Here is a 25,994-nt window from a genome sequence, read left to right as displayed (position 1 = left end):
GCCCCGCCCCCGGCAGGCACGGTTCCGCTCGGTCGGTGTCCGCTGCCCCGGAGAGGGCCGCTGCCGGAGGAGACGTCCGCTCCCGGCCCGACCGGGCAGTCCCACGAAAGGCCCGGGGCCGTTCGTGGGCCTCCGCCGCTGCCCGGCGGGCCGCTCAGCCCTTCGCCCCTGGTCAGCGCGGTTCGCATGACGTACGGGCAGGGGGCGGAGCGCTCGCCGGGCCCGGTTGTCAGTGGGGGGTCGTACCGTGGATGCATGCGGCCCGTTTCCAAGATCGAACGCACCGTGGCGCCCTTCGAGGTCGTCAGCCCCTACCAGCCCAGTGGCGACCAGCCCACGGCCATCGCCGACCTGGAGCGCCGCATCACGGCGGGCGAGAAGGACGTCGTCCTGCTCGGCGCCACCGGCACCGGCAAGTCGGCCACCACCGCCTGGATGATCGAGAAGCTCCAGCGGCCGACCCTCGTCATGGCGCCGAACAAGACCCTCGCGGCCCAGCTCGCCAACGAATTCCGCGAGCTCCTGCCCAACAACGCCGTCGAGTACTTCGTCTCGTACTACGACTACTACCAGCCCGAGGCGTACGTCCCGCAGTCGGACACCTACATCGAGAAGGACTCCTCGATCAACGAGGAGGTCGAGCGGCTGCGCCACTCGGCGACGAACTCGCTGCTCACCCGGCGCGATGTGGTCGTGGTGGCGTCGGTCTCCTGCATCTACGGCCTGGGCACACCGCAGGAGTACGTGGACCGGATGGTTCCGCTCAAGGTCGGCGAGGAGATCGACCGGGATCAGATGCTGCGCCGTTTCGTCGACATCCAGTACACGCGGAACGACCTCTCCTTCACCCGGGGCACGTTCCGGGTGCGGGGCGACACCATCGAGATCTTCCCGGTCTACGAGGAACTGGCCGTCCGCATCGAGATGTTCGGCGACGAAATCGAGGCGCTCTCCACCCTGCACCCGGTCACGGGCGAGGTCATCAGCGAGGACCGGGAGCTCTACGTCTTCCCGGCGAGCCACTACGTGGCCGGTCCGGAGCGGATGGAGAAGGCCATCACCGGGATCGAGGCGGAGCTCGAGGAACAGCTCGCCCGGATGGAGAAGCAGGGCAAGCTGCTGGAGGCCCAGCGGCTGCGCATGCGCACCACCTACGACATCGAGATGATGCGGCAGATCGGCAGCTGCTCCGGCATCGAGAACTACTCGCTGCACATCGACGGCCGCGAGGCCGGCTCGGCGCCCAACACCCTGCTGGACTACTTCCCGGACGACTTCGTGCTGGTCATCGACGAGTCGCACGTCACCGTTCCGCAGATCGGCGCGATGTACGAGGGCGACGCCTCGCGCAAGCGGACCCTGGTGGAGCACGGCTTCCGGCTGCCGTCGGCCATGGACAACCGGCCGCTGAAGTGGGAGGAGTTCCTGGGACGGATCGGGCAGACGGTCTACCTCTCGGCGACCCCCGGGCAGTACGAACTCTCCCGCTCCGACGGCCATGTGGAGCAGATCATCCGGCCGACCGGTCTGGTCGACCCGGAGGTGATCGTCAAGCCGACCGAGGGCCAGATCGACGACCTGGTCCACGAGATCCGGACCCGCGCGGAGAAGGACGAGCGCGTCCTGGTCACCACCCTCACCAAGAAGATGGCGGAGGACCTGACCGAATACTTCCTTGAGCTCGGCATTCAGGTCCGCTACCTGCACAGCGATGTCGACACGCTCCGCAGGGTGGAACTCCTGCGGGAGCTCCGCGCCGGCGAGTACGACGTGCTGGTCGGCATCAACCTGCTGCGCGAGGGGCTCGACCTGCCGGAGGTGTCGCTGGTTGCGATCCTCGACGCGGACAAGGAAGGCTTCCTGCGCTCCGGCACCTCGCTCATCCAGACCATCGGGCGCGCGGCGCGGAACGTCTCGGGCCAGGTCCATATGTACGCGGACAAGATGACGCCGGCGATGGAGAAGGCCATCGACGAGACCAACCGGCGCCGTGAGAAGCAGATCGCGTACAACAAGGAGAACGGCATCGATCCGCAGCCCCTGCGGAAGAAGATCAACGACATCGTGGCGGCCATCGCCCGCGAAGAGGTCGACACCGAGGAACTGCTGGGCACCGGATACCGCAGCTCCAAGGAAGGGAAGGCCCCCGTCCCGGACCTGGGCGGCAAGGGGAACAAGGCCGAGCCCGCCACGGCGGGGAAGGGCGGAAAGGCTGCGAAGGGCGCGAAGGGCCGCGCCGTTGCGACGGACCGCCCCGCCGCCGAACTCGCCCAGCAGATCGAGGACATGACGGAGCGGATGCGCGCCGCCGCCGCGGAGCTGCAGTTCGAGGTCGCGGCGCGCCTGCGCGACGAGGTGAAGGAGTTGAAGAAGGAGCTCCGGCAGATGCAGGAGGTCGGACTCTCCTGACGGAAGGGTTTGAGGAGGGGCGGACGGGCGGACGGGGCCGGGCCCTGGGCGTCGCGCTCTGCCGTTGCCGTTGCCGTTGCCGTGGCCGGGGCACGCCGCTCCGGATCACTGCTCCGGGCCGCCCGCTCCCGGCCAGGGCCGGGGCGCGGTACCTCGCTCGGCGACGTACGCCCGGGCAGCCCACCGGCCCGGTGGCGGAGACCAGGACCTCCGCACCCTCCGCACCTCCCACCGCAGCCGCGCACTCCAACGCCCCGGGGCCCCGTCCCCACCGCGTCCCCGGAGACCGGGCGCGGCGCCGGGCGCCGCGTGTTGCAGGAACGCCACAAAACGGGGCGGGCCATGCCCTGCGTCGGTGGCACTGCGTAGGGTTTCCGTCAGCTGCCCGAACAGGTGGTTGATGGTGCTGGGGAACGGTTCGAGAGGGGACACCGCGTGAGCGTCAACTTGTCCAAGGGACAGGGCATCAGCCTGCAGAAGTCCGACGGGGGAGCCCTGACCGCGGTGCGGATGGGGCTGGGCTGGCAGGCCGCCCCTCGCCGTGGGCTCTTCGGGACCCGTACCAAGGAGATCGATCTCGATGCGTCGGCCGTGCTCTTCGCGGAGAAGCAGCCGGTGGACGTCGTGTTCTTCCGGCACCTCGTCAGCGACGACGGCTCGGTCCGGCACACCGGCGACAACCTGGTCGGCGGCGCCGGCCAGGGTGGGGACGACGAGGCGATCCTGGTCGACCTGCAGCGGGTCCCGGTCCACATCGACCAGATCGTCTTCACCGTGAACTCCTTCACCGGCCAGACGTTCGCCGAGGTGCAGAACGCCTTCTGTCGCATCGTCGACGAGACCAACGGCCAGGAGCTGGCGCGCTACACGCTGACCGGCGGGGGCAAGTACACCGCGCAGATCATGGCGAAGGTGCACCGCACCGGCGGCGGCTGGCAGATGACCGCCCTCGGCGCCGCAGCCGACGGCCGCACCTTCCAGGACCTCATGCCGGCGCTGCTGCCGCACCTTTAGGCGCCGTCTGCCGGAGACAGTCCCCTCTCCGCGGCAGGGGGGCATGAGCTCGGAGCCACAGGAATCAGGACACAGAACAGGGGACGCACGATGACGGCCGAGCTGGTGCGCGGGCAGAACCACCCGCTGCCCGGGAACCGTGTGGAGATCCGGGTCTCGGCGGGCAGTCCGGTCGTGGCCGGAGCCACCCTGGGCGACGAACAGGGCACGGTGCGGGGTGCCGCCTGGGTCGCTCATCCGGCCGCCCCGGCCCTGCCCGGTCTGGAGGTCTCCCGGCAGGCCGCGCCCGTTCACCGGCTCGCCGTGGACCTCGACGCGCTGCCCGGCGAGGTCCACCGGGTCCACGTGCTCCTCGCCCTGCCGGGCGGTGGCGGCGGGCCGGCGCGATTCGGGGCCGTCGCGGCGCCGTTCGTGGCCGTCACCGGTCTCGACGGCCACGAGATCGCCGGCTACACGGTCACGGACCTGGACAGCGAATCCGCGGTCGTCGCCGTGGAGTTGTACCGCCGGCAGGGTGCCTGGAAGGTACGCGCCGTCGGACAGGGGTACGCGGGCGGTCTCGCAGAGCTGTTCCGGGACCAGGGGCTGCCCGAGGCCGTTGAACTCGCCGCCACGATCCATGACGCGGTGGCTCAGGGCATGGCCCGCTCCGTTCCGGCGCCGTCCCGCACCGCCGAGGGCGACCGGGTCCGCACGGCCCCGTCCGGCGGCGGGACCGGCGCCGACTCCATGACCGGCACCGCGGCCGGCCGAGCAGCCGGCGCCTCGGCCGACGGCCGGGGCAGCGGTGGAACGAGCGGAGGGAGCAGCTCCATGGCCCGGGGCACCGATTCCGCTCCGCTCGCCTCCCCGTCCGTGCCCGACCCGTCACCTGCACCTGCCGCGTCCCCGTCCGTGCCCGACCCGTCACCGGCACCCGCCGCCTCCCCGCCGGAACCCTCCGTTCCGCCGTCCGCGGCCGCGGTGCCGGCCTCCGGCGAGGGCGGAGGCCCGGTCGACTACCGGCACCCCCGCCGTACCGCGGCGACGTCCGCCGCCACTCCGCCCCCGGCCGACGGGTCCGGAGGGCCCGCCTCGCCGTCCTCGCCCGTCGCCGGCGACGCCACCGGCTGGACCCCGGACGAGCGGCTCTACAACCAGGTGTGGGGGATGTTCGAGGATCTGGCCCGCACCGTCGCCGCCTACCGCAGCGCGGTCGACTTCGCCGACTCCCGCCGGGAGCAGGAGCTCGACCGGCTGCTCGCCGATCCGCGCCTGCGGCTCGCCGCCACCGGTGACTCCCACCACGCGGAAGCCCACGCCAAGCACACCCGGCTCGTCGAGCAGGCCCAGGCCGCCCTCGACCGCGACCTCGCCCAGCTCGTCGCCGAGGCCGAGGTCGTGGAACCGGCGCTGCCGCCCGCGTTCGCCCGCTGGGACAACCCCGTCTGGCAGGCCTACCGGGTGCCGATGGAGATCCCCATGGCGCTGCGCCTCGGCGATCTGCACCTGCCGGAGCGTCCCGACCTCCGCATCCCCATGCTGGTCCGGCTGCCGCTGGAGCGAGGGCTGTGGGTGGACCGCGGACGCGCGAGCACCCCCGACAGCGCGTTCCTGGACCCCGGTGAGCTGCGCCGTCTGGCCATGGACACCGCGGTGGCGCACGCCGCCCGCCTGCTCGCCGTGTATCCGGCGGGCGAGTTCACCGTCCAGGTGATCGACCCGGCGGGCGCGGCGGCCTCCTCGCTCGCCCCGCTGGTGAGGTCCGGGGCCCTCCGCGAGCCGCCCGCGGCCGGTGCGGCGGGCGTGGCCGCGGTCCTGGCCGGTCTGACCCAGCGGGTGGACCTGGTGCAGATGGCCCTGCGCGGGGGAGCCTCCGATGCCCTGCCCCCGGACGTGGACACCTCCCAGCATCTGCTGATCGTCAACGACTTCCCGCACGGCTTCGACGACCGCGACGTCACCCGGCTCCGTTACCTGGCGGACGAGGGGCCGGCCGTCGGCGTGCACCTGATGATGGTCGCCGACCGGGAGGACGCCCAGGAGTACGGGCCGCTGCTCGACCCGCTCTGGCGCTCCCTCATGCGGATCACGCCGATCCCCGACGACCACCTGGCCGACCCGTGGGTCGGCCACGCCTGGACCTACGAGCCGCCGCTCGCGCCGCCCGGCAGCGCGGTGCTGGAGCAGGTCCTCACGCAGGTGACCGAGGCCCGGCACCGGTACGGCCAGTGACGCGGTACGGCCGGTGACCAGCGACTTTGCGCTGACTTTGCCGAGCTCTTTACCTTTCCTTGGTATTTCCTGTACCGTTCTTTACGCGGAGGGGAGTACTCCCTACTGCGGCGTTCCCGTCAGTACGGATCGATGAGATCCCGGGGCGCCGGCCCGAGGGCGGCACACGGTCCCGGGTGGAAGAGACCTCCGGCAGCGACGACGCTGGCAGTTGCCGTACCCATGCCGGAGGAACAGTGGACGTAACACCCGCCGTCTGGGCGTTGACCATCGTTGGTCTGTGCGCCCTCATCGCGGCCGACTTCTTCATCGGTGGACGCAAGGTGCACGAGGTCTCCATCAAGGAGGCCGGTATCTGGACCATCGTCTGGGTCGTGCTCGCCGGGCTCTTCGGGCTCGGCCTCTATCTCTTCGGCGGAGGACAGCCGGCGGGCGAGTTCTTCGCGGGCTACGTCACCGAGAAATCGCTGAGCGTCGACAACCTCTTCGTCTTCGTGCTGATCATGGCGAAGTTCGCCGTGCCACCGGTGCTCCAGCAGCGCGTCCTCATGATCGGCGTGCTGATAGCCCTGGTGCTGCGAGCGATCTTCATCGCGGCCGGCGCCGCGATCATCGCCAACTTCTCCTGGGTCTTCTACATCTTCGGCGCGTTCCTCATCTGGACCGCCTGGAAGCTGATCCAGGACGCCCGCTCCGAGGACCACGACGAGGAGTACAACGAGAACCGCTTCCTCAAGGCGGTCGAGAAGCGCTTCCCGTCCACCGGCGAGTACCACGGCCCCAAGCTGTTCGTCCGGGAGCAGGGCCGGCGCCTGATGACCCCGATGCTCGTCGTCGTTCTGGCGATCGGCACCACGGACATCCTCTTCGCGCTGGACTCCATCCCGGCGATCTTCGGCCTCACCCAGGATCCGTACATCGTCTTCACCGCCAACGCCTTCGCGCTGATGGGTCTGCGGCAGCTGTACTTCCTCATCGGCGGACTGCTGAAGAAGCTCGTCCACCTCTCGTACGGCCTGTCGGTCATCCTCGGCTTCATCGGCGTGAAGCTGCTGCTCCACGCGCTCCACGAGTCCGGGGTCCACGTGCCCGAGATCAGCATCCCCGTCTCGCTCGGTGTGATCTGCGCGGTGCTCGTCATCACCACGATCACCAGCCTGTACGCGTCGAAGAAGGAAGCGAAGAAGGAAGCGAAGGCGAAGGCCGCCGAGAAGGACGACGTCACCACCTGACCCACCCCGGCCGGGGCGCCCCCGTGTGGGCGCCCCGGCACGTGCGGTCCCCTGTCTCTCGGGCGGCTCTCCGGAACCCGGTCAGGCGCGGTCGTCCCCAGGGCGGCGGCCGCCTCCGACGACCGGCCGGTGGCGAACGGGGCCGTGCACCGACGGCCGCCGGCCGAGATCAGGCCGGCGCGCTCGCCGGGGCGGCCGGCTCCACGGCCTCCACGGGCCGGGTCTCGGGCAGCAGCGCGAAGCACACCAGGCTGACCACCGCGATCCCGGTCAGATACGCGGCCACGCCCCAGGGCGGCCCGTCCCCGGCCGCCACCGCGGTCGCCACGACCGGGGTCAGCGCCCCGCCGAGCACCCCGCCCAGGTTGTAGCCCACGGCCGCCCCGGTACAGCGCACCCGAGGCTCGTACAGCTCCGGCAGATAGGAGGCGACCACGGCGAACATCATGATGAAGGCCAGCAGGGCGCCGAGGAATCCCAGGAACATCGGCAGGGGCTGTCCGGTCCGCAGCAGCGCGATCAACGGGAACATCCACACCGCCGCGGCCGCGCACCCCACCAGGCACAGCGACCGTCGGCCGTAGCGGTCGGCGAGCATGCCGACCACGGGTGTGCAGGCACCCTTGATCACCACCGCGGCCATGATGCAGCCCAGCATCACCGTGCGGCTCACGCCGAGTTCCTCGGTGCCGTACGCCAGGGACCACGTCGTCACCGCGTAGAAGACGGCGTAGCCGACGGCCAGCGCCCCGGCGGTCAGCAGGACCAGGCGCCAGTGCCCCCGGACCACTTCGGCCAGCGGCACCCGGGCCCGGCTGCCCTGTTCGGCCAGCTCCCGGAACTGCGGGCTCTCGGTGAGCGAGGCCCGCAGCAGCAGCCCTGCCAGCGCCAGTACCCCGGCCGCCCAGAACGGCACCCGCCAGCCCCAGGCGCGGAACTCCGCCTCCGTCAGCGCGGCCGAGAGCGCGAGCATCACGCCGTTCGCCAGCACGAAGCCCACCGGCGGACCCATCTGCGGGAAGCTCGCCCACAGTGCCCGGCGCCGTGCGGGGGCGTGTTCGGCGGTCAGCAGCACGGCCCCGCCCCACTCCCCGCCCAGTCCGAGCCCCTGCAGAAAGCGCAGCGCCAACAGCAGCAGCGGAGCGCCGGCGCCCAGCGAGGCGTAGGTGGGCAGGCAGCCCACGGCGACGGTCGCGGTCCCCGTCAGCAACAGCGAGGCGACCAGCACCGGACGGCGGCCGTGCCGGTCGCCGATGTGCCCGAAGAGCACGGCTCCCAGGGGCCGGGCGAGGAAGCCGACCGCGAAGGTGCCGAAGGCCGCGAGGGTCCCCGCGAGCGGGGAGAACGTCGGGAAGAAGAGCGGCCCCAGGACCAGGGCCGCCGCCGTGCCGTAGAGGAAGAAGTCGTAGAACTCGATGGCGGTGCCGGCCAGCGACGCCGCGGCCAGGCGGGTCATCGAGGGGCGGGCGGTGGCGACGTGATCGTTCACGCCGCGCTCAACGAAGCAGAGCGGCCCCGGGTCACCGGTCCCGCGGAGGCGCCCGGTGGCATCCGCGGCGCCGGCGGGTGCGCGGGCCCGGACGGCTGTCGGCGAGCGGTGCGCGGCGCCTCCGGGAGGTGCTGTCGTGCGCCGTCGCTCCCCGGCGCGATACGGGCGGGGCCACTGCCGGGCAGCCGCCGCTCCGTGTTCCGCACGCCATCCGCCCGCTGTCCCGCGCAGTCCCCGGTCGGCTGTCCTGCACAGCCCCCGTCGGCCGGACCGTGGCCTTCGCCGGCCCGGCTCCGGGAGCTCCGGGACGGCAGGGCGCCGGGCCCGGGGGCGGGTGTCCACCGGTGCCGACGTACGGCGACGTGGGCGCCGAGAGGCCGTGCGTGCCACCGGCCGCAGCTCCGGGGCGCGTGCTCAGGGCAGCCGCGGATGAACGCAGTCGGCTCGGGAGCCGTACAGATCACTGACGCCATCGGCGACCTCGGCACCACCGGAGTTCCACCGGCGGGCGAGGCCCGTATCGCTGACGACCCGTACAGGTCAGGCCCGAACCTTGGAGGAGTGCATGAGTCAAGGCAAGCTCAGTGCAGCGGAGCGACTGGCCGCCAGGATGCGTGGGGTCGAGCCGCACGGAGTCGAGCCCCAGGGACTGGTGAGCGAGTGGCCCGGCGGCGCGGAGCGGAGCCGGCCGCGCGCGGCTGTCGGCATCGTGCCCATGGCCCTGTGGGACAGCAGGCGTTACCGGGGCAACGACGACGGGCCGCCCAACGCCGCGTGAGGACCGTCCGTTCGCCGCACGGGAGATGAGGTCCGCCCGACTCGGCACGGGGCACGGCCCCGGCGACCGGGCGGACCGTCGGCAGGACTTGCTGGTGTCCCGCCGGATCAGCTCTGGACGCGGTAGGTGAGGGTGTCGAGCTTCTGACCGAGATCGGAGAGCACCGTGCCGATCACGCCGCTCTCCGTGTCGACCCGGCGGGTGAGGCCGCGCAACTGGGCGTTGACGTCGTCGATTCCGGCGACGAGCGCCAGCGTTGCATAGGCCTGCGCCGCACCGGCGGTCCCGGGATCCCCGGATTCGGCGGCCTGCTCGGCGAGTTCACGCGCCCTGGTGATGAGGTCCTGCACGTCGTTGTCCATAAGACTCCTGAGCTGGCTCACGGCACAGGCTGGGGGACCCGGGTCCGGATGGCGGTTCCTCGCCCCTGCGGGTACCCGGCCGACGGCGGGGCGAACCCCTCCGGGCAACGCCCCGTCGGCAGCGGGGCGTCTCCCCGCGCGACAAGTGCCGACCGCACCACACCGCGCCCCGCACGCGTCGCATCGCGCACTCCGGCGTGTAGCCGACCGCCCTCCGTGTCGCCCGCCTTCCGAGCCGGCTGCCCCCTGACGCGGTCTCGCCTGCGCATCGCCGGTGCCCGCGGCCTGCAGGTCGCCGGTGCGTTGGTGACGCGGCTTCACGTGCGCGTCGCCGGCCGGGGTCCGCCGGTGACGCGCAGAACACCGGAGCGCGCACCGGCGCGGACGCCGGTTTGCGCTCCGGCAGGGGCTACCAGCCGCGGGCCTTCCACTCCGGCAGCCGAGGCCGCTCCGCCCCCAGGGTCGTGTCGTTGCCGTGGCCGGGGTAGACCCAGGTCTCGTCCGGCAGCTGGTCGAAGAGCTTCGTCTCCACGTCGTGGATCAGCGACGCGAACGCCTCGGGGTCCTTGTTCGTGTTGCCGACACCGCCGGGGAAGAGACAGTCGCCGGTGAACACGTGCGCATGGCCGTGCGGGTCGTCGTAGACCAGGGCGATGCTGCCCGGCGTGTGGCCGACCAGATGGCGCGCGGTCAGCTCCACCCGGCCGACCCGGACGGTGTCGCCGTCGTCCACCAGGACGTCGGTGGGGACCGGAATGCCGACCGCGTCGTGCCGCCCCGCGTAGGTGCGGGCACCGGTCTCCGTCACCACCTGGGCGAGCGCCTGCCAGTGGTCGGCGTGCCGGTGCGTGGTGACCACCGAGGCGATCCCGCCGTCGCCGATCAGGTTGAGCAGGGTGCGCGGCTCGTTCGCCGCGTCGATCAGCAGCTGGACATCGGTCGCGCGGCAGCGCAGAAGATAGGCGTTGTTCTCCATGGGGCCGACGGCGACCTTCGAGATCATCAGGTCCGTCAGTTCGTGCACGTCCGCGGGCCCGCCGACCGTCACCACTCCGCTGTACGTCATGGCGTCAGCCTAGCGGCGGCACGACGGGCAGCGGGGCGCCCCCGGCGTCGAGATCCGAGCCGTCGGCCCGGCCGGTGAGCCAGCCGAGCAGCGCCGCCGCGGCCCCGGAGACCGCCACCGGGTCGCCGTCCGTCCGCCCGGTGCGCCGGCAGCGGCCGTCGTCGGTGGTCAGCAGCAGTGGCGGGACGTCGCCCCGGCCCGCGAACCGCTCGCCCGCGACGTACTCCAGGTCGCGCTCGACGAAGGCGGCCGGGAGATCGCCGACCGTGCAGCCGATGCCCAGGTCCACGTGGTGGAGTTCGATCTCGATCAGCCGCCGGAAGGGCACGCGCGAAGCCCGGTCGGTGACGCCGTTGCGCAGGGTGACGGTGGCTTCCCACGCCTCGGGATGAAGAGCGGCCGCGGCATTGTTGAAACGGTCGGCCGCAGCAGTCAGGTCCTCGATCTGGACGGCGAGCGGACGGCCGGCGCCCCGCTCGATGTCCCGGTCGCGGATCTCGCTGCCGGCATACATGGGAATGTCGGTGCCGGTGCGCGCGGCCTCGAGGACGTTCACGAGAGCATCGGCGTTGCGCGCGAGATGGGCGAGCACATGCCCGCGTGACCAGCCCGGAAGCAGGGAGGGCTCGCGGACGGCGGCGTCGTCCAGCTTCCCCAGGGCGGTGAGCAGTCGTGCGGTGGCCTCCCGGACCGCCGCCGTGTCCTGCACGTGATCAGTCATGACTCGACGCTATCGCCGCCACACGTTCGGGTGAAGGTGGCGACACGATCCCGTAAATCGAATGTGCGTGCTATAGGCTCGGTCCGGCATCAAGTACGACACCGCAGTGGCGCCGCCCATACCCTGGACCGGGGGTGCCGGCGTACCCCCGCCTCTTCTCACGAAAGGTGCCGACCGGCGTGGCCGACCGTCTCATCGTCCGTGGCGCTCGCGAGCACAACCTCAAGAACGTCTCGCTCGACCTCCCTCGCGACTCCCTCATCGTCTTCACCGGGCTGTCGGGGTCGGGCAAGTCCTCCCTCGCGTTCGACACGATCTTCGCGGAGGGGCAGCGCCGCTACGTCGAGTCGCTCTCCTCCTATGCCCGCCAGTTCCTGGGCCAGATGGACAAGCCCGATGTGGACTTCATCGAAGGTCTCTCACCGGCGGTCTCCATCGATCAGAAGTCGACCTCGCGCAACCCGCGCTCGACGGTCGGCACGATCACGGAGGTCTACGACTACCTCCGGCTGCTCTTCGCCCGGATCGGGAAGCCGCACTGCCCCGAGTGCGCCCGGCCGATCTCCCGGCAGTCGCCGCAGGCGATCGTCGACAAGGTCCTGAGCCTGGAGGAGGGCAGCCGCTTCCAGGTGCTCTCCCCGCTGGTGCGCGAGCGCAAGGGCGAGTTCGTCGATCTCTTCTCCGACCTCCAGGCCAAGGGCTACAGCCGTGCGCGGGTGGACGGCACGACGATCCAGCTGTCCGACCCGCCCAAGCTGAAGAAGCAGGAGAAGCACACCATCGAGGTGGTCGTGGACCGCCTCACCGTCAAGGAGGGCGCGAAGCGCCGGCTCACGGACTCCGTGGAGACCGCGCTGGGCCTCTCCGGCGGCATGGTCATCCTCGACTTCGTCGACCTCGACGCCGACGATCCGCAGCGCGAGCGGATGTACTCCGAGCACCTCTACTGCCCGTACGACGACCTGTCCTTCGAGGAGCTGGAGCCGCGCTCCTTCTCGTTCAACTCGCCGTTCGGCGCCTGCCCCGACTGCACCGGCATCGGTACCCGCATGGAGGTGGACCCGGAGCTGATCGTCCCGGACGAGGACAAGTCGCTCGACGAGGGCGCCATCAACCCGTGGTCGCACGGCCACACCAAGGACTACTTCGGCCGGCTGGTCGGCGCCCTCGCCGAGGAGCTGGGCTTCCGTACGGACATCCCGTGGGCCGGGCTGCCGCAGCGGGCGAAGAAGGCCCTGCTGAACGGGCACCGGACGCAGATCGAGGTGCGCTACCGCAACCGTTACGGGCGCGAGCGCGCGTACACCACCTCGTTCGAGGGCGCGGTGCCGTTCGTCAAGCGGCGGCACTCGGAGGCCGAGAGCGACAGCAGCCGGGAGCGCTTCGAGGGCTACATGCGCGAGGTGCCCTGCCCGACGTGCGAGGGCACCCGGCTGAAGCCGATCGTGCTCGCGGTCACCGTGCAGGGCCGGTCGATCGCCGAGGTGTCCGCGATGTCGATCAGCGACTGTGCGGACTTCCTGCGGGAGATGAAGCTCAGCGCCCGCGAGAAGAAGATCGCGGAGCGGGTGCTCAAGGAGGTCAACGAGCGGCTGCGCTTCCTGGTCGACGTCGGCCTGGACTACCTGTCCCTGAACCGGGCCGCCGGGACGCTCTCGGGCGGCGAGGCCCAGCGCATCCGGCTCGCCACCCAGATCGGCTCCGGCCTGGTCGGGGTGCTCTACGTGCTGGACGAGCCGTCGATCGGCCTGCACCAGCGCGACAACCACCGGCTGATCGAGACCCTGGTCCGGCTCCGGGACCTGGGCAACACGCTGATCGTCGTGGAGCACGACGAGGACACCATCAAGACCTCGGACTGGGTGGTGGACATCGGCCCGGGCGCGGGCGAGCACGGCGGCAAGGTGGTGCACAGCGGCCCGTTGAAGGAGCTGCTGACCAACAGCGAGTCGATGACCGGCCAGTACCTCGCCGGGAAGAAGGAGATCCCGACGCCGGACATCCGGCGGCCGGTGGACACCGAGCGGCGGCTGACCGTCCGCGGCGCGCGGGAGAACAACCTCCAGGACATCGATGTGTCCTTCCCGCTCGGGGTGTTCACGGCGGTGACCGGTGTCTCCGGTTCCGGCAAGTCCACGCTGGTCAACGACATCCTGTACACGCACCTGGCGCGGGAGCTGAATGCGGCCCGGACCGTCCCCGGGCGCCACACCCGGGTCGACGGCGACGACCTGGTCGACAAGGTCGTACATGTCGACCAGTCGCCCATCGGCCGGACCCCGCGGTCCAACCCCGCCACGTACACCGGGGTCTTCGACCATGTGCGCAAGCTCTTCGCCGAGACGATGGAGGCGAAGGTGCGCGGCTATCTGCCGGGCCGGTTCTCCTTCAACGTCAAGGGCGGCCGGTGCGAGAACTGCTCCGGTGACGGCACCATCAAGATCGAGATGAACTTCCTGCCGGACGTGTATGTCCCGTGCGAGGTCTGCCACGGTGCGCGCTACAACCGGGAGACCCTGGAGGTGCACTACAAGGGCAAGTCCATCGCCGAGGTGCTGGACATGCCCATCGAGGAGGCACTGGACTTCTTCGACGCCGTGCCGACGATCTCCCGCCATCTGCGCACGCTCAACGAGGTCGGCCTCGGATACGTCCGCCTCGGGCAGTCGGCACCGACGCTCTCCGGCGGTGAGGCGCAGCGCGTCAAGCTGGCGAGCGAGCTGCAGAAGCGGTCGACCGGCCGGACCGTCTACGTCCTGGACGAGCCCACCACGGGTCTGCACTTCGAGGACATCAGCAAGCTGATCAATGTGCTGTCCGGGCTGGTCGACAAGGGCAACACGGTGATCGTCATCGAGCACAACCTCGATGTGATCAAGACGGCCGACTGGATCGTCGACATGGGCCCGGAGGGCGGCAGCGGCGGCGGTCTGGTGGTCGCCGAGGGCACGCCCGAGGAGGTGGCGGCCGTCCCCGCGAGCCACACCGGCAAGTTCCTGCGGGATCTCCTGGGCGAGCGGGTCAGCGACGCCACACCCCGCGTGGGAGCACAGCGGACGGCGAAGAAGGCCCCGGCCGCGCGGAAGTCCGCCAGGACGGTCGCGGCCCGGTCCGCGCCCGCCAAGCGGACGGTGGACGCGAAGACGTCGACCGGGAAGCGGGCCGCGGCCGGGTCCACCACGGTGAACTCGACCCCGAAGTCCGAGGCCGCCGGAAGGGCGGCGGCCAAGAAGACCACCGCCAAGAAGACGGCCAAGAAGACCGTGGCCACGCAGACCACGGCCGCGAAGAAGAGCGCCGCGGCGAAGAAGTCCACGGAGGGGAAGCCCACGAGGACCCGGCGCACCTGAGCCCGGGCGCGCCGATGCCCGGCGCGCCTGAGCTCGACGCGCCTGAGCTCGACGCGCCTGTGCCCGGCGCGCCCATACGGGCGGTCCGAGCAGAGCCGACGGTCGAAGCAGAGCCGGCGGTCGAAGCAGAGCCGGCGGTCCGAGCAGAGTCGACGGTCCGAGCAGAGCCGACGGTTTCCGAGCAGAGCAAGGCCCATGCGGGGCACGCGTGCACGGCGGAGCGGAACGTCCGCGCCGCCGTGCACGCGTGCCGTGCCCGCCGTCCGCCCGACGCCGGGATCCCTGCGCGGAAAATGCCTGGACCTCAGCGAGCGGCCGCCCTTAGGGTGAGCGCACGCCCGTGATCACAGATGAGGAGGCGAGAGCGATGTCCACCACAGCAACCCTGCGCTCCCGCCCCGTCCACCGGGCGTCCCAGGTCTGATGCGGGAGCGCGCCACTCTCCCGAAGGATCGCTTCACCCATGACTGAACTGGTCATCCGCCCGCTCACCGCGGGCGAGACTCCCCTCTTCACCTCCCTGCCCGACCCGGGCATCGTCGGCCGCGCCGTCCTCGGCGACACCTACGGCATGATCGCCGACGGCGGCCAGTACCGGCCGGAATGGACCTGGGTCGCTCTGCGCGACGGCGTCGTGGTCGCCCGTGCTGCCTGGTGGGCCAAGCAGGGGGACGACACCCCCATCGTCCTCGACTGGTTCGACTTCACCGACCACGAGGCCGCTGTCCAGCTGCTGCGCGCCGCACCTCTGCACGCCGAGTACAGCCTGCTGCTGCCGCCCGGCTGGCGTGACAAGCCGGACGTGCGGGCCGCCGCCGAGGCCCGGACGGCCGCGGCCGAGGCGGCGGGCCTCCGGAAGCTGGTCGAACGCTACCGCTACACCTGGACCTCCGACTGCCCGCTCCCCGAGCGCACCGGCCGTCTGGAGTACCGGCCCGAGCCGGACGACGACGTCATCCGGGGCGTGGTGCGCCGGATCCAGGAAGGCTCGTTGGACGCCCACGACCTGAACGACATCGCGACGTACGGCAGGGCCGGCGCGGTCGAGGAACTCCTCACCGTCCTCAGCTGGATGCCGTCCCCGCGGGACTGGTGGCGGGTGGCCTACGACCCGGCCGGCGAGATGGTGGGCTTCCACGTCCCCGCCCGCAACCCGTCGGGCTCCTGCATCGGCTTCATCGGCGTCCTCCCCGAGCAGCGCGGCCACGGCTACGCCTACGACCTGCTGGTCGAGTGCACACAGGACCTGGTGGCACAGGGTGCGACGCGCATCGTGGCCGCGACCGACCAGGGGAACTTCCCGATGGCCGCACACTTCGCGACGGCGGGCTACCCCGTCAGCGAGGAGCGCATCGACTTCGTCTGACCGCCGGCGGCGCGGAGCCGCCGAACGGCATGCCCGCAGCAGACACCGCCGCCCGGACGCTGCTCCGATTCGCCCCGCCGCCGGGGGAGTTCCGCATCGGGGCAGCTCCGGCCGCCGCGGAGGAATCCGTACTTCCGAGCGTGCTCGACCCCATTAGCGGTACGGCCGGCCCCAACTCCCGTGCAACCTTCGGTCATGCACGGAACGGTCCGACCGGAGCAGCCGTCAAACCCGGGCCGCATGTGCCGGATGACTGCATTACTCCACTGTGCAGACCGGGATCAACTCGGACGAGAGGCGACATGCATGTGATCTACGGTTATGACAATGTCAACGACACGACCGGGGACGAGATGGCCCAGAACGACCGTCAGCAGGGGGCACTCCGCGCCGGTGCGCCGACAACAGCCGTCATCTCCGGGCCGGCCCTGCTCCCAGGGCCGCGCGCCCGACCGGATCGGAGCGTGAAGTTGTGACCGCCCACAGGACCGCCGCTCGTGCGGCCGTGACCGGGGCACTTGCCGCCGTACTGCTTCTGTTCGCACCACCGCTCCAGGCGTCGGCGCGAGCCGCCTCTCCGGCACATGCGGTGACCTCGGTGGCCGCGCAGTCCCGGGCTCAGGCGGACGCGCGGGCCCGGACGCAGTACCCGCCAGTGGCGCACGCTCCGGGGCGGGCGCAGGACCGGTCCACGGGCGGGAGCAGGACCGTCGACGCCCGCCCGGCTCGCCGTCACCCGGCGTACGGGAGTGGGCTGCCCAGCTCCGCGCACGACCGGGACGGCAAGGTCAGCGGCTACGGAACCCCCGGGGGGCCCGCCTCGCCCCCTGGCCGGGCCGTTGACGAGAGCCTGGTGACGGCGGCGTCCGCCGCCACCGCCGTGGCCGCGGTGCTGGCACTCGGACTGAGCGCTGTCGCCGCTCGTCGTCGCAGGTGCCGCTGACGGTCCACGCCGTCGGCCCGCGCTCCGTCGCCGCGTGCCGTCCGTTCGCCAGGTGCCCGCACCCGACTGCGCTGCAGAGCGCTGCCCGCCGGCCACCGCGGTCGCGTCCGCCCGGGCCGCGCCCCTCCTCCCGTCCTCCCGCCGTGCCTGGTCCGGGCTGCCGTGCCTGCTCGGGCCGATCCGGTGGCGGAGCGGGCCGAGGCCCCCACGCCCCTCTCCGCCGCCCCCGCCGCCCGCTCCGGCGCCGCTCCCGGCCCCCGCGCCCGCCCGGGCACCGCCCCGGAGCGCCGCCGCTCCGTTGCATGGGACACGTCACACCCGTGTCCCCTCGGCCGACGGTCTCCGGCCGCCGGACTGTCCCCTCCCGCCAGTAGGGTGAGGGCATGGCAGACCCCAGCAGCTACCGACCCAAGCCGGGACAGATCCCCGACTCGCCGGGGGTCTACAGGTTCCGGGACGAGCACGGTCGGGTGATCTACGTCGGGAAGGCGAAGAGCCTGCGTCAGCGGCTCTCCTCGTACTTCCAGGACCTCGCCGGGCTGCACCCGCGGACCCGCACGATGGTCACCACCGCGGCCTCCGTCGAGTGGACCGTCGTCACCACCGAGGTCGAGGCGCTGCAGCTCGAGTACTCCTGGATCAAGGAGTACGACCCGCGGTTCAACGTCAAATACCGCGACGACAAGAGTTACCCCTCCCTCGCCGTCACCCTGAACGAGGAATTTCCACGCGTTCAGGTGATGCGCGGTCCGAAGAGGAAGGGCGTTCGCTACTTCGGGCCCTACGCGCACGCCTGGGCCATCCGGGAGACCGTCGACCTGCTGCTGCGGGTCTTCCCCGTCCGCACCTGCTCCGCCGGGGTCTTCAAGCGCTCCGCGCAGATCGGCCGCCCCTGCCTGCTCGGCTACATCGGCAAGTGCTCCGCGCCCTGCGTCGGCCGGGTCACCCCGGAGGAGCACCGCGAACTCGCCGACCAGTTCTGCGACTTCATGGCCGGCAGCACGGGAGCGTATCTGCGGCGCCTGGAGAAGCAGATGCAGGACGCCTCGGACGAGCTGGAGTTCGAGAAGGCCGCCCGGCTGCGCGACGACATCGAGGCGCTCCGCCGCGCCATGGAGAAGAACGCGGTCGTCCTCACCGACGCCACGGACGCCGACCTGATCGCCGTGGCCGAGGATGAACTGGAGGCCGCCGTCCAGATCTTCCACGTCCGCGGCGGCCGGGTGCGCGGTCAGCGCGGCTGGGTCACCGACAAGGTGGAGGCCGTGGACACCGCCGGGCTCGTCGAGCACGCCCTCCAGCAGCTGTACGGCGAGGAGACCGGCGAGGGCGTGCCCCGCGAGGTCCTCGTCCCCGCCGTGCCCGACCCGGCCGATCCGGTCGTGGAGTGGCTCACCGCCCGCCGCGGTTCCAACGTCAGCCTCCGGATACCGCAGCGCGGTGACAAGAAGGACCTGATGGCGACCGTGCAGCGGAACGCCCAGCAGGCCCTGGCGCTGCACAAGACCAAGCGCGCCTCCGATCTGACCACCCGCTCCCGGGCGCTGGAGGAGATCGCCGAGGCCCTGGACCTGGACTCGGCGCCGCTGCGGATCGAGTGCTTCGACGTCTCGCATCTGCAGGGCGACGACGTGGTGGCGTCCATGGTCGTCTTCGAGGACGGCCTCGCCCGGAAGAGCGAGTACCGGCGCTTCCAGATCAAGAGCTTCGCCGGGCAGGACGACGTACGGGCCATGCACGAGGTCGTCGGCCGCCGCTTCCGCCGCTATCTCCAGGAGAAGCAGCGGACGGGGGAGTGGGACGAGGAGACCGGCGGCGAACCGGTCGTCGGTACCGTGTCGCCCACCGGGCCCGACGCCGCCGGCCCGTCCCCGGCCCCCGTGGATCCCGGTGCCGTGGCGGCCCCCGTGCCGTCCTCGGGCCCGGTCGGTCCCGACGCGGACCCCGCCGCGGGCCCCGTCGACCCCGAGACCGGCCGGCCGCGGCGCTTCGCCTACCCCCCGCAGCTCGTCGTCGTCGACGGCGGCCGGCCGCAGGTGGCCGCCGCCCGGCGGGCCCTCGACGAGCTGGGCATCGACGATGTCGCCGTCTGCGGCCTCGCCAAGCGCCTGGAGGAGGTCTGGCTCCCGGGCGACGAGGACCCGGTGGTGCTGCCGCGCACCAGCGAGGGGCTCTACCTCCTCCAGCGGATCCGTGACGAGGCGCACCGGTTCGCCATCGCCTACCAGCGGAAGAAGCGCAGCAAAAGCATGCGGTCCGGGCCCCTCGAAACGGTCCCCGGGCTCGGCGAGACCCGTCGCCAGGCCCTGCTCAAGCACTTCGGGTCGGTCAAGCGGTTGCGGGCCGCCACGATCGACCAGATCTGCGAGGTGCCCGGCATCGGCCGCAAGACGGCCGAGACGGTCGTGGTGGCGCTCGCCGGTGCGGCTCCGGCGGGGCCCGCGGTGAACACCGCGACGGGAGAGATCATGGAGGACGAGGCCGCAGCCGCGGCGTCCTCGTCGGAACGGGGGCAGCACGGATGAATGACAACGACGGAGACGGAGCACAGGTGAGTACGGGCACGACGGCGGAGGGCGCCGACTCCGGAGCCATCCCCGAGCTGGTGATCATCTCGGGCATGTCGGGCGCGGGCCGCAGCACCGCGGCCAAGTGCCTGGAGGACCTCGGCTGGTTCGTGGTCGACAACCTGCCGCCCGCACTGATTCCCACGATGGTGGACCTCGGCGCCCGCTCGCAGGGCAACGTGGCCCGGATCGCGGTCGTCGTCGACGTCCGCGGCCGGCGGTTCTTCGACAACCTGCGGGAGTCCCTGGCCGACCTGGCCGCCAAGAACGTCAAGCGCCGGGTGATCTTCCTGGAGGCCTCCGACGAGGCGCTGGTCCGCCGCTTCGAGTCGGTGCGCCGCCCGCACCCCCTCCAGGGCTCCGGCCGCATCGTGGACGGCATCGTCGCCGAGCGCGACCTGCTGCGCGAGCTGCGCGGCGACGCCGATCTGGTGATCGACACCTCCAGCCTCAACGTCCACGAACTGCGGGCCAAGATGGACGCCCAGTTCGCCGGCGAGGAGGAGCCGGAGCTGCGCGCCACGGTGATGTCCTTCGGCTACAAGTACGGCCTGCCCGTCGACGCCGACCTGGTCGCGGACTGCCGCTTCCTGCCCAACCCGCACTGGGTGCCCGAGCTGCGCCCCTTCACCGGGGTCAACGAAGAGGTGTCCAACTACGTCTTCCACCAGCCCGGCGCCAAGGAGTTCCTGGACCGCTACGCCGAGCTGCTGCAGCTCATCGCGGCCGGATACCGCCGTGAGGGCAAGCGCTACGTGACGATCGCGATCGGCTGCACCGGGGGCAAGCACCGCAGCGTCGCCATGTCCGAGAAGCTCGCCGCGCGGCTCGCGGCCGAAGGGGTCGAGACCGTGGTCGTCCACCGCGACATGGGGCGCGAGTGAAACGCCGCGACGAGGGCCGGGACGACAGCGCCGCCCCCGCACCGGGCGGCCCCGCCCCGGACACGAGCGGCCGTGCCGCCGAGGGGCCGGCCGGGGCCGGGGAGTGCGCCGACCGGCTCCCGGACGCCGCCCCGCCCCCGGAAGCCGACCGGGCCGCGGACACCCCCCAGGCCCCGGCTCCGGCACCGGCCGTCCCGCCGCGGCCGGCCGGCGGGCGCAGCTCGCGGCTCCGTCGGGTGCGGGCTCTCGTGCCGGACCGGGCGGGCCTGCCCACGCGGCGTGCGAACCGCCGGCGCAGCGCTGCCCAGCCCAAGGTCGTCGCACTCGGCGGCGGCCAGGGCCTCTCGGCGTCGCTGGCCGCGCTGCGCCGCATCACCGGTGATCTGACGGCCGTGGTCACGGTCGCCGACGACGGGGGATCGAGCGGGCGGCTCCGCGACGAGCTGGGCGTGCTGCCGCCCGGCGACCTCCGCAAGGCGCTGGCGGCGCTGTGCGGGGACGACGACTGGGGCCAGACCTGGGCCCGGGTGATCCAGCACCGCTTCGCGAGCGAGGGCGACCTGCACGGCCACGCCGTCGGAAACCTGCTGATCGTCGCGCTGTGGGAACAGCTCGGCGACCACGTCAAGGCGCTGGAGTGGGTGGGCCGGCTGCTCGGCGCGCACGGCCGGGTGCTGCCGATGTCGGCGGTGCCGCTGGAGCTCCAGGCGCTGGTGCGCGGCCACGACCCCGCCCATGCCGACGCGATCAGCACCGTCCGGGGCCAGGCCACCGTGGCGCTCACGCCCGGCGAGGTCCAGTCCGTCCACCTGGTGCCCAACGACCCGCCGGCCGTGCCCGAGGCCGTGGAGTCGGTCCTCGACGCGGACTGGGTGGTGCTGGGACCCGGCTCGTGGTTCTCGTCGGTGATCCCGCATCTGCTCGTCCCGGAGCTGCTCACCGCGCTCACCGAGACCAAGGCACGCCGGGTGCTCTCGCTGAACCTCGCGCCGCAGCCCGGTGAAACCGAGGGGTTCTCCCCGCAGCGTCATTTGGAGGTTTTGGCCCGACACGCCCCTAAACTCGCCTTCGACGTGGTGCTGGCCGACGAGGCCGCCGTGCCCGACCGGAAGAGCCTGACCGAAGCCGCCCAGCGCTTGGGCGGCACGGTCGAGCTGGCGCCGGTGGCCGCGCCGGACAGTTCCTCCAAGCACGACCCGGAGCTGCTGGCCGCCGCGTACGACCGTATTTTTCGGATGCATGGAAGGATCGGCCCATGGCGATGACGGCAGCGGTGAAGGACGAGATCTCCCGGCTACCCGTCACCCGGACCTGCTGCCGGAAGTCGGAGGTTTCGTCGATCCTGCGGTTCGCGGGCGGATTGCACCTGGTCAGCGGCCGGATCGTGATCGAGGCGGAGTTGGACACCGGCATCGCCGCCCGCCGTCTGCGCAAGGACATCCTGGAGATCTTCGGGCACGCGTCCGACCTGGTGGTGATGGCCCCGGGCGGGCTGCGGCGCGGCAGCCGTTACGTCGTTCGGGTGGTGGCGGGCGGTGACCAGCTGGCACGGCAGACCGGGCTGGTCGACGGCCGCGGCCGCCCGATCCGCGGGCTGCCGCCCCAGGTGGTCTCCGGTGCGACCTGTGACGCCGAGGCCGCCTGGCGCGGCGCGTTCCTGGCGCACGGCTCGCTCACCGAGCCCGGCAGGTCCTCGTCCCTGGAGGTCACCTGCCCCGGGCCGGAGGCCGCGCTCGCCCTGGTCGGCGCCGCCCGCCGGCTCGGCATCGGGGCCAAGGCCCGCGAGGTGCGCGGTGTGGACCGCGTCGTCGTACGGGACGGCGATGCGATCGGCGCGCTGCTGACCCGGCTCGGCGCCCATGAGTCGGTGCTGGCCTGGGAGGAGCGGCGGATGCGCCGCGAGGTCCGGGCGACGGCCAACCGGCTCGCCAACTTCGACGACGCCAATCTGCGCCGCTCGGCGCGGGCCGCCGTCGCCGCCGGGGCACGGGTCCAGCGGGCTCTGGAGATCCTGGGCGAGGAGGTGCCCGAGCACCTCGCCGCCGCCGGACGGCTCCGCATGGAGCACAAGCAGGCGTCGCTGGAGGAGCTGGGCGCGCTCGCCGATCCGCCGCTGACGAAGGACGCCGTCGCGGGCCGTATCCGCCGGCTGCTGGCGATGGCCGACAAGCGGGCCCAGGACCTCGGCATTCCGGGGACGGAGTCCAATCTGACGGAGGAGATGGCCGACGGCATGGTCGGCTGAAGCCGGAAGCCGGAAGCCGGAAGCCGGAAGCCGGAAGCCGGAAGCCGGAAGCCGGAAGCCGGAAGCCGGCACGTCCGAACGCCGGTCGGTGGCCCCGTGACCCCTGGAGGGTGCGGGGCCGCCGTCCTTTCCGGTCACCGCCCGGCGCGGCTCCGCCCGGGGTGCCCGACCTCGTGCTGACCTGATCATCGGACCCCGGCAGGCCGCCGGAACCCCCCGTCGGCCGTGCCCGCGCGGCACGACCGGCACTATTGACATGATCATGCAGCGTCACAAGCCTGTCGTCAGCGCACAACCGTGACGGACTACAGCAAGGGGGGCTCATGAGACGCAAGGCGAGATCGATCCTCGCAGCGGCTTCACTGCTGCTGGGATTAGTGGCGGCCGCACCCGCAGCCCAGGCCCGGCCGGGCAGCGGCCCGGACGCCGACGAAGTCTCCGTGTGGAACGCGGACGTGACCAGGGAACAGATCCCGCTGCTGCTCCGGGCCGGCGCCGACGGCCACGAACTGGGCGAGCGGGCACCGGCGACGGGCACCACGAACGTCGAACTGGTGCTCACCGGCCGGCAGGCCGCCGAGCTGCGCCACCAGGGCGTCGACCTCGAACGGCGCACTCTCTCCAGCACGGCCGAGCACCGCCTCACGGCCGCCGGGGACGGGGTGTTCCGCCCGTACAGCGGCGAGAACGGCCTGCAGCAGGAGATCCTCGCCACCGCGCGGGCGCACCCGGACATCACCAAGGCCGTCAGCATCGGAAAGACCGTCGGCGGCAAGGACATCCTCGCCCTCAAGGTCAGCAAGGGGGCGCGGAAGGTCCGGGACGGGGCCAAGCCCGCGGTGCTGTACATGTCCAACCAGCACGCCCGCGAGTGGATCACGCCGGAGATGACCCGCCGGCTGATGCACCACTACCTGGACGGCTACGGCCGGGACCGCCGGATCACCGGGATCGTGGACTCCACCGAGCTGTGGTTCGTCCTCTCCGCCAACCCCGACGGGTACGACTTCAGCTTCACTCCGGGCAACCGGCTGTGGCGCAAGAACCTTCACGACAACAACGGCGACGGGAAGATCGCACCCGGCGACGGCGTCGACCTCAACCGCAACTTCGCCTACAAGTGGGGCTACGACAACGAGGGTTCCTCGCCGGACCCGGCCGACGAGACCTTCCGCGGCAGCGGCGCCCTGTCCGAGCCGGAGACCAAGGCGATCGACCGTCTCCAGAAGCGCATCGGCTTCGCGTACGGCATCAACTACCACTCCGCCGCGGAGCTGATCCTCTACGGCGTCGGCTGGCAGGTCGCGACCGAGACCCCGGACGACGTCCTCTACAAGGCGCTGGCCGGTACCCCGGAGAAGCCCGCGGTCCCCGGCTACCGGCCTCAGGTCTCGTCCGAGCTCTACACCACCAACGGTGAAGCGGACGGCCATGCGGGCAACGCCAACGGGATGATGATGTTCACCCCGGAGATGTCCACCTGTGCCACGGCGTCGCGGGTCGACCCGAACGACGCCTGGAACGCCGCCGACTGCCCGTCGGGCTTCAACTTCCCCGACGACCGCAAGCTGATCGAGCAGGAGTTCCGTAAGAACGTGCCCTTCGCGCTGGCCGTCGCCGAGACCGCCGCGCACCCGGACCGGCCCAGTTCGCCCGTCGGCATGGAGGCCCCGGACTTCACTCCGGACGCCTTCACCGCCTCCTACGCCCGCGGAGCCGCCCAGCAGGTCTCGGTCACCGCGCGCAAGAGCGTCCGGGCCAAGCAGCTCAACTACCGCATCGACGGCGGCCGTACGCACACCGCTCGCCTCAAGGCCTGGAAGGGCGGCGAGACCTACGGCGGCGACGACAACATCCGCTTCGACCAGTACCGGGCGAAGGTCACCGGCGCGCGCACCGGCGATAAGGTGACCGTCTGGTTCACCGGCCGCACCCGCGCGGGCAAGCGGACCGAGAGCACCCCCTTCACCTACGCCGTCGCGAAGCGCCCCGCGGCGGACACCCTGGTCATCGCCGAGGAGGGCGGCACCGGCGCGGCCCGGCACACGGCCGCGTACACCCGGGCGCTGGCCGACAACGGGCGCAAGGCCGTCGTCTGGGACGTCGCCACCCAGGGCGCCCCGCATCACCTCGGCATCCTCGACCACTTCCGTACCGTGCTCTGGTACACCGGCGCCGACCGGCCCGGCGGCTCGACGCTGCTCGCCGTGCGGGACTTCCTCAACGAGGGCGGCAAGCTCATCACCACCGGTGAGAAGGCGGGCGGCGCGTCCACGGTCGGACGGGCCGCCACCGACGACTTCAGCCAGTACTACCTCGGTGCCTCCGGCCGCATCTCGGTGAAGTCCCCGGACCGGTTCGCCGGAACCGGACGGCTCGGCGGAACCACGGCCCGCATCGGCGACGCCGAGGGCAATCCGCTGGACGGCGCGGGCGCCTACACCGTCACCTCCGACGAACTGCCGCCCGCGGACTTCCCGCAGTTCCGCAGCGCCGCCGCGGGCGACTACCCCGGCGTGCGGACCCCGTTCCAGCCGTACGAGGGCGACTGGTTCGCCGCCGCCCGGCACCAGGACAGCTCCTGGATGCGGCTCTCCCGCACGGTCGATCTGACCGGCACGGACGCCGCCGCGGAGCCGACGCTGGACTTCCGGCTCAGCTACGACACCGAGCGTGACTACGACAACGTGATCGTCGAGGCGCACACCGTGGGCCAGGACGACTGGACGACCCTGCCCGACAAGCGCGGCGGCACCGGCACGGAGGTGCCCGCCGACTGCACCGAGGGCTTCTACCTCCGCGGCCACCCCTTCCTGTCGCACTACCTCACCCAGGGCGAGGACGCCTGCCGGGCCACCGGCAGCAGCGGCAGCTGGAACCGGTTCACCGGCTCCTCCGACGGCTGGCGGTCCGTCGCGTTCGACCTGAGCGGCTACGCGGGCAAGAAGATCGAGCTGTCGGTCTCCTACGTCACCGACCCGGGCACCGGCGGACGCGGCGTGTTCGTCGACAACACCCGTCTGCTCACCAGCGGCACCCCCGGGCAGACCGAGGGATTCGAGCAGGCGCTCGGGCCCTGGGCGGTTCCCGGAGCGCCGTCCGGCAGCCCCGCGAGCACCACCGACTGGGCACGCTCCAGGGAGCTGTTCCACGCCTCGTCGGCCGTCACCACGCGCGACACGGTGCTGCTCGGCTTCGGTCTGGAGCATGTGAACAGCGCCCGGGAGCGGGCACAGGTGGTACGGACAGCACTGCGCGCCCTGCGCCGCTGACCGTGCGTGTCCCCGGCCGCCCGATGTCCCCGGTCCCCCCGTCGAAGGGGGTAGGGTCGGGGGTGGTCGGGGACATCCCATA

General features: G+C 71.9%; 16 protein-coding genes. 12 read left to right on the top strand and 4 right to left on the bottom strand.

Translation table 11 applies throughout. The features are described 5' to 3' along the window. Positions 1 to 255: 255 nt before the first annotated feature. The 4 genes from uvrB (at position 256) to ACFYYR_RS21700 (ending at position 6,869) form a co-directional block, all read left to right on the top strand. The gene (uvrB, locus tag ACFYYR_RS21715) at positions 256 to 2,409 is read left to right on the top strand and encodes an excinuclease ABC subunit UvrB (protein WP_388855848.1); all 2,154 of its coding nucleotides are present in this window, start codon (positions 256 to 258) and stop codon (positions 2,407 to 2,409) included. Between the two features lie 435 nt (positions 2,410 to 2,844). Then, entirely contained in the window at positions 2,845 to 3,423 is a 579-nt protein-coding gene (locus ACFYYR_RS21710) for a TerD family protein (RefSeq protein ID WP_388855845.1), read from the top strand. A gap of 90 nt (positions 3,424 to 3,513) precedes the next feature. Next, positions 3,514 to 5,637, top strand: coding sequence for a TerD family protein (locus tag ACFYYR_RS21705; protein ID WP_388855841.1), 2,124 nt, complete (start codon positions 3,514 to 3,516; stop codon positions 5,635 to 5,637). Between the two features lie 236 nt (positions 5,638 to 5,873). Next, the gene (locus ACFYYR_RS21700; protein WP_388855838.1) at positions 5,874 to 6,869 is read left to right on the top strand and encodes a TerC family protein; all 996 of its coding nucleotides are present in this window, start codon (positions 5,874 to 5,876) and stop codon (positions 6,867 to 6,869) included. 169 nt (positions 6,870 to 7,038) lie between these two features. On the opposite strand, the gene ACFYYR_RS21695 is transcribed toward ACFYYR_RS21700, so the two are convergent. Further along, positions 7,039 to 8,325, bottom strand: coding sequence for an MFS transporter (locus ACFYYR_RS21695; RefSeq protein WP_388856300.1), 1,287 nt, complete (start codon positions 8,323 to 8,325; stop codon positions 7,039 to 7,041). A 598-nt stretch (positions 8,326 to 8,923) separates the two neighbouring features. Here ACFYYR_RS21695 and ACFYYR_RS21690 point away from each other — a divergent pair. Then, complete coding sequence (locus tag ACFYYR_RS21690) at positions 8,924 to 9,136, top strand: hypothetical protein (protein ID WP_388855835.1); 213 nt, start codon at positions 8,924 to 8,926, stop codon at positions 9,134 to 9,136. A 107-nt stretch (positions 9,137 to 9,243) separates the two neighbouring features. Here the strand turns inward: ACFYYR_RS21690 and ACFYYR_RS21685 are convergent, their stop codons facing one another. The 3 genes from ACFYYR_RS21685 to ACFYYR_RS21675 all read right to left on the bottom strand — a co-directional run bounded on the left by ACFYYR_RS21685 (position 9,244) and on the right by ACFYYR_RS21675 (position 11,285). Further along, complete coding sequence (locus ACFYYR_RS21685; RefSeq protein WP_388855832.1) at positions 9,244 to 9,498, bottom strand: hypothetical protein; 255 nt, start codon at positions 9,496 to 9,498, stop codon at positions 9,244 to 9,246. Between the two features lie 409 nt (positions 9,499 to 9,907). Next, complete coding sequence (locus tag ACFYYR_RS21680; RefSeq protein ID WP_388855829.1) at positions 9,908 to 10,564, bottom strand: MBL fold metallo-hydrolase; 657 nt, start codon at positions 10,562 to 10,564, stop codon at positions 9,908 to 9,910. A 4-nt stretch (positions 10,565 to 10,568) separates the two neighbouring features. Continuing rightward, positions 10,569 to 11,285, bottom strand: coding sequence for a maleylpyruvate isomerase family mycothiol-dependent enzyme (locus ACFYYR_RS21675; protein ID WP_388855826.1), 717 nt, complete (start codon positions 11,283 to 11,285; stop codon positions 10,569 to 10,571). 179 nt (positions 11,286 to 11,464) lie between these two features. Here ACFYYR_RS21675 and uvrA point away from each other — a divergent pair, with 179 nt between their 5' ends. The 7 genes from uvrA to ACFYYR_RS21640 all read left to right on the top strand — a co-directional run bounded on the left by uvrA (position 11,465) and on the right by ACFYYR_RS21640 (position 25,912). Beyond that, a complete protein-coding gene (gene uvrA / locus ACFYYR_RS21670) occupies positions 11,465 to 14,635 on the top strand; it encodes an excinuclease ABC subunit UvrA (protein WP_388855823.1) in 3,171 nt (1,056 codons plus the stop codon). A gap of 463 nt (positions 14,636 to 15,098) precedes the next feature. Then, positions 15,099 to 16,001 (top strand): GNAT family N-acetyltransferase, encoded by a 903-nt coding sequence (locus tag ACFYYR_RS21665; RefSeq protein ID WP_388855820.1) that lies wholly within the window; start codon positions 15,099 to 15,101, stop codon positions 15,999 to 16,001. Positions 16,002 to 17,327: 1,326 nt separating this feature from the next. Beyond that, the gene (gene uvrC / locus ACFYYR_RS21660; RefSeq protein WP_388855817.1) at positions 17,328 to 19,469 is read left to right on the top strand and encodes an excinuclease ABC subunit UvrC; all 2,142 of its coding nucleotides are present in this window, start codon (positions 17,328 to 17,330) and stop codon (positions 19,467 to 19,469) included. Then, positions 19,466 to 20,395: an RNase adapter RapZ gene (gene rapZ, locus ACFYYR_RS21655; protein ID WP_388855814.1), complete on the top strand. Its 930-nt coding sequence runs from the start codon at positions 19,466 to 19,468 to the stop codon at positions 20,393 to 20,395. Before uvrC ends, rapZ begins: the two co-directional genes overlap by 4 nt. Positions 20,396 to 20,631: 236 nt before the next feature. Next, complete coding sequence (yvcK, locus tag ACFYYR_RS21650) at positions 20,632 to 21,660, top strand: uridine diphosphate-N-acetylglucosamine-binding protein YvcK (RefSeq protein WP_388856298.1); 1,029 nt, start codon at positions 20,632 to 20,634, stop codon at positions 21,658 to 21,660. Further along, the gene (whiA, locus tag ACFYYR_RS21645) at positions 21,651 to 22,640 is read left to right on the top strand and encodes a DNA-binding protein WhiA (RefSeq protein WP_351507247.1); all 990 of its coding nucleotides are present in this window, start codon (positions 21,651 to 21,653) and stop codon (positions 22,638 to 22,640) included. The genes yvcK and whiA overlap by 10 nt, the downstream gene beginning before the upstream one ends. A 323-nt stretch (positions 22,641 to 22,963) precedes the next feature. Then, a complete protein-coding gene (locus ACFYYR_RS21640; RefSeq protein WP_388855810.1) occupies positions 22,964 to 25,912 on the top strand; it encodes a M14 family zinc carboxypeptidase in 2,949 nt (982 codons plus the stop codon). Positions 25,913 to 25,994: the final 82 nt, after the last annotated feature.

Origin of the sequence: Streptomyces sp. NPDC001922 (assembly GCF_042891165.1) — a bacterium.
In the GTDB taxonomy this organism is placed as follows: domain Bacteria; phylum Actinomycetota; class Actinomycetes; order Streptomycetales; family Streptomycetaceae; genus Streptomyces.
Note: the sequence above shows the minus strand (reverse complement) of the source record. Positions and strands in the feature narration are given on the sequence as shown.

Coding starts and splice junctions, on each gene's coding strand:
- uvrB (WP_388855848.1), top strand. CDS start 256: ATGCGGCCCGTTTCCAAGATCGAACGCACCGTGGCGCCCTTCGAGGTC.
- ACFYYR_RS21705 (WP_388855841.1), top strand. CDS start 3,514: ATGACGGCCGAGCTGGTGCGCGGGCAGAACCACCCGCTGCCCGGGAAC.
- ACFYYR_RS21695 (WP_388856300.1), bottom strand. CDS start 8,325: ATGACCCGCCTGGCCGCGGCGTCGCTGGCCGGCACCGCCATCGAGTTC.
- ACFYYR_RS21690 (WP_388855835.1), top strand. CDS start 8,924: ATGAGTCAAGGCAAGCTCAGTGCAGCGGAGCGACTGGCCGCCAGGATG.
- ACFYYR_RS21685 (WP_388855832.1), bottom strand. CDS start 9,498: ATGGACAACGACGTGCAGGACCTCATCACCAGGGCGCGTGAACTCGCC.
- ACFYYR_RS21680 (WP_388855829.1), bottom strand. CDS start 10,564: ATGACGTACAGCGGAGTGGTGACGGTCGGCGGGCCCGCGGACGTGCAC.
- ACFYYR_RS21675 (WP_388855826.1), bottom strand. CDS start 11,285: ATGACTGATCACGTGCAGGACACGGCGGCGGTCCGGGAGGCCACCGCA.
- ACFYYR_RS21665 (WP_388855820.1), top strand. CDS start 15,099: ATGACTGAACTGGTCATCCGCCCGCTCACCGCGGGCGAGACTCCCCTC.
- uvrC (WP_388855817.1), top strand. CDS start 17,328: ATGGCAGACCCCAGCAGCTACCGACCCAAGCCGGGACAGATCCCCGAC.
- rapZ (WP_388855814.1), top strand. CDS start 19,466: ATGAATGACAACGACGGAGACGGAGCACAGGTGAGTACGGGCACGACG.
- whiA (WP_351507247.1), top strand. CDS start 21,651: ATGGCGATGACGGCAGCGGTGAAGGACGAGATCTCCCGGCTACCCGTC.
- ACFYYR_RS21640 (WP_388855810.1), top strand. CDS start 22,964: ATGAGACGCAAGGCGAGATCGATCCTCGCAGCGGCTTCACTGCTGCTG.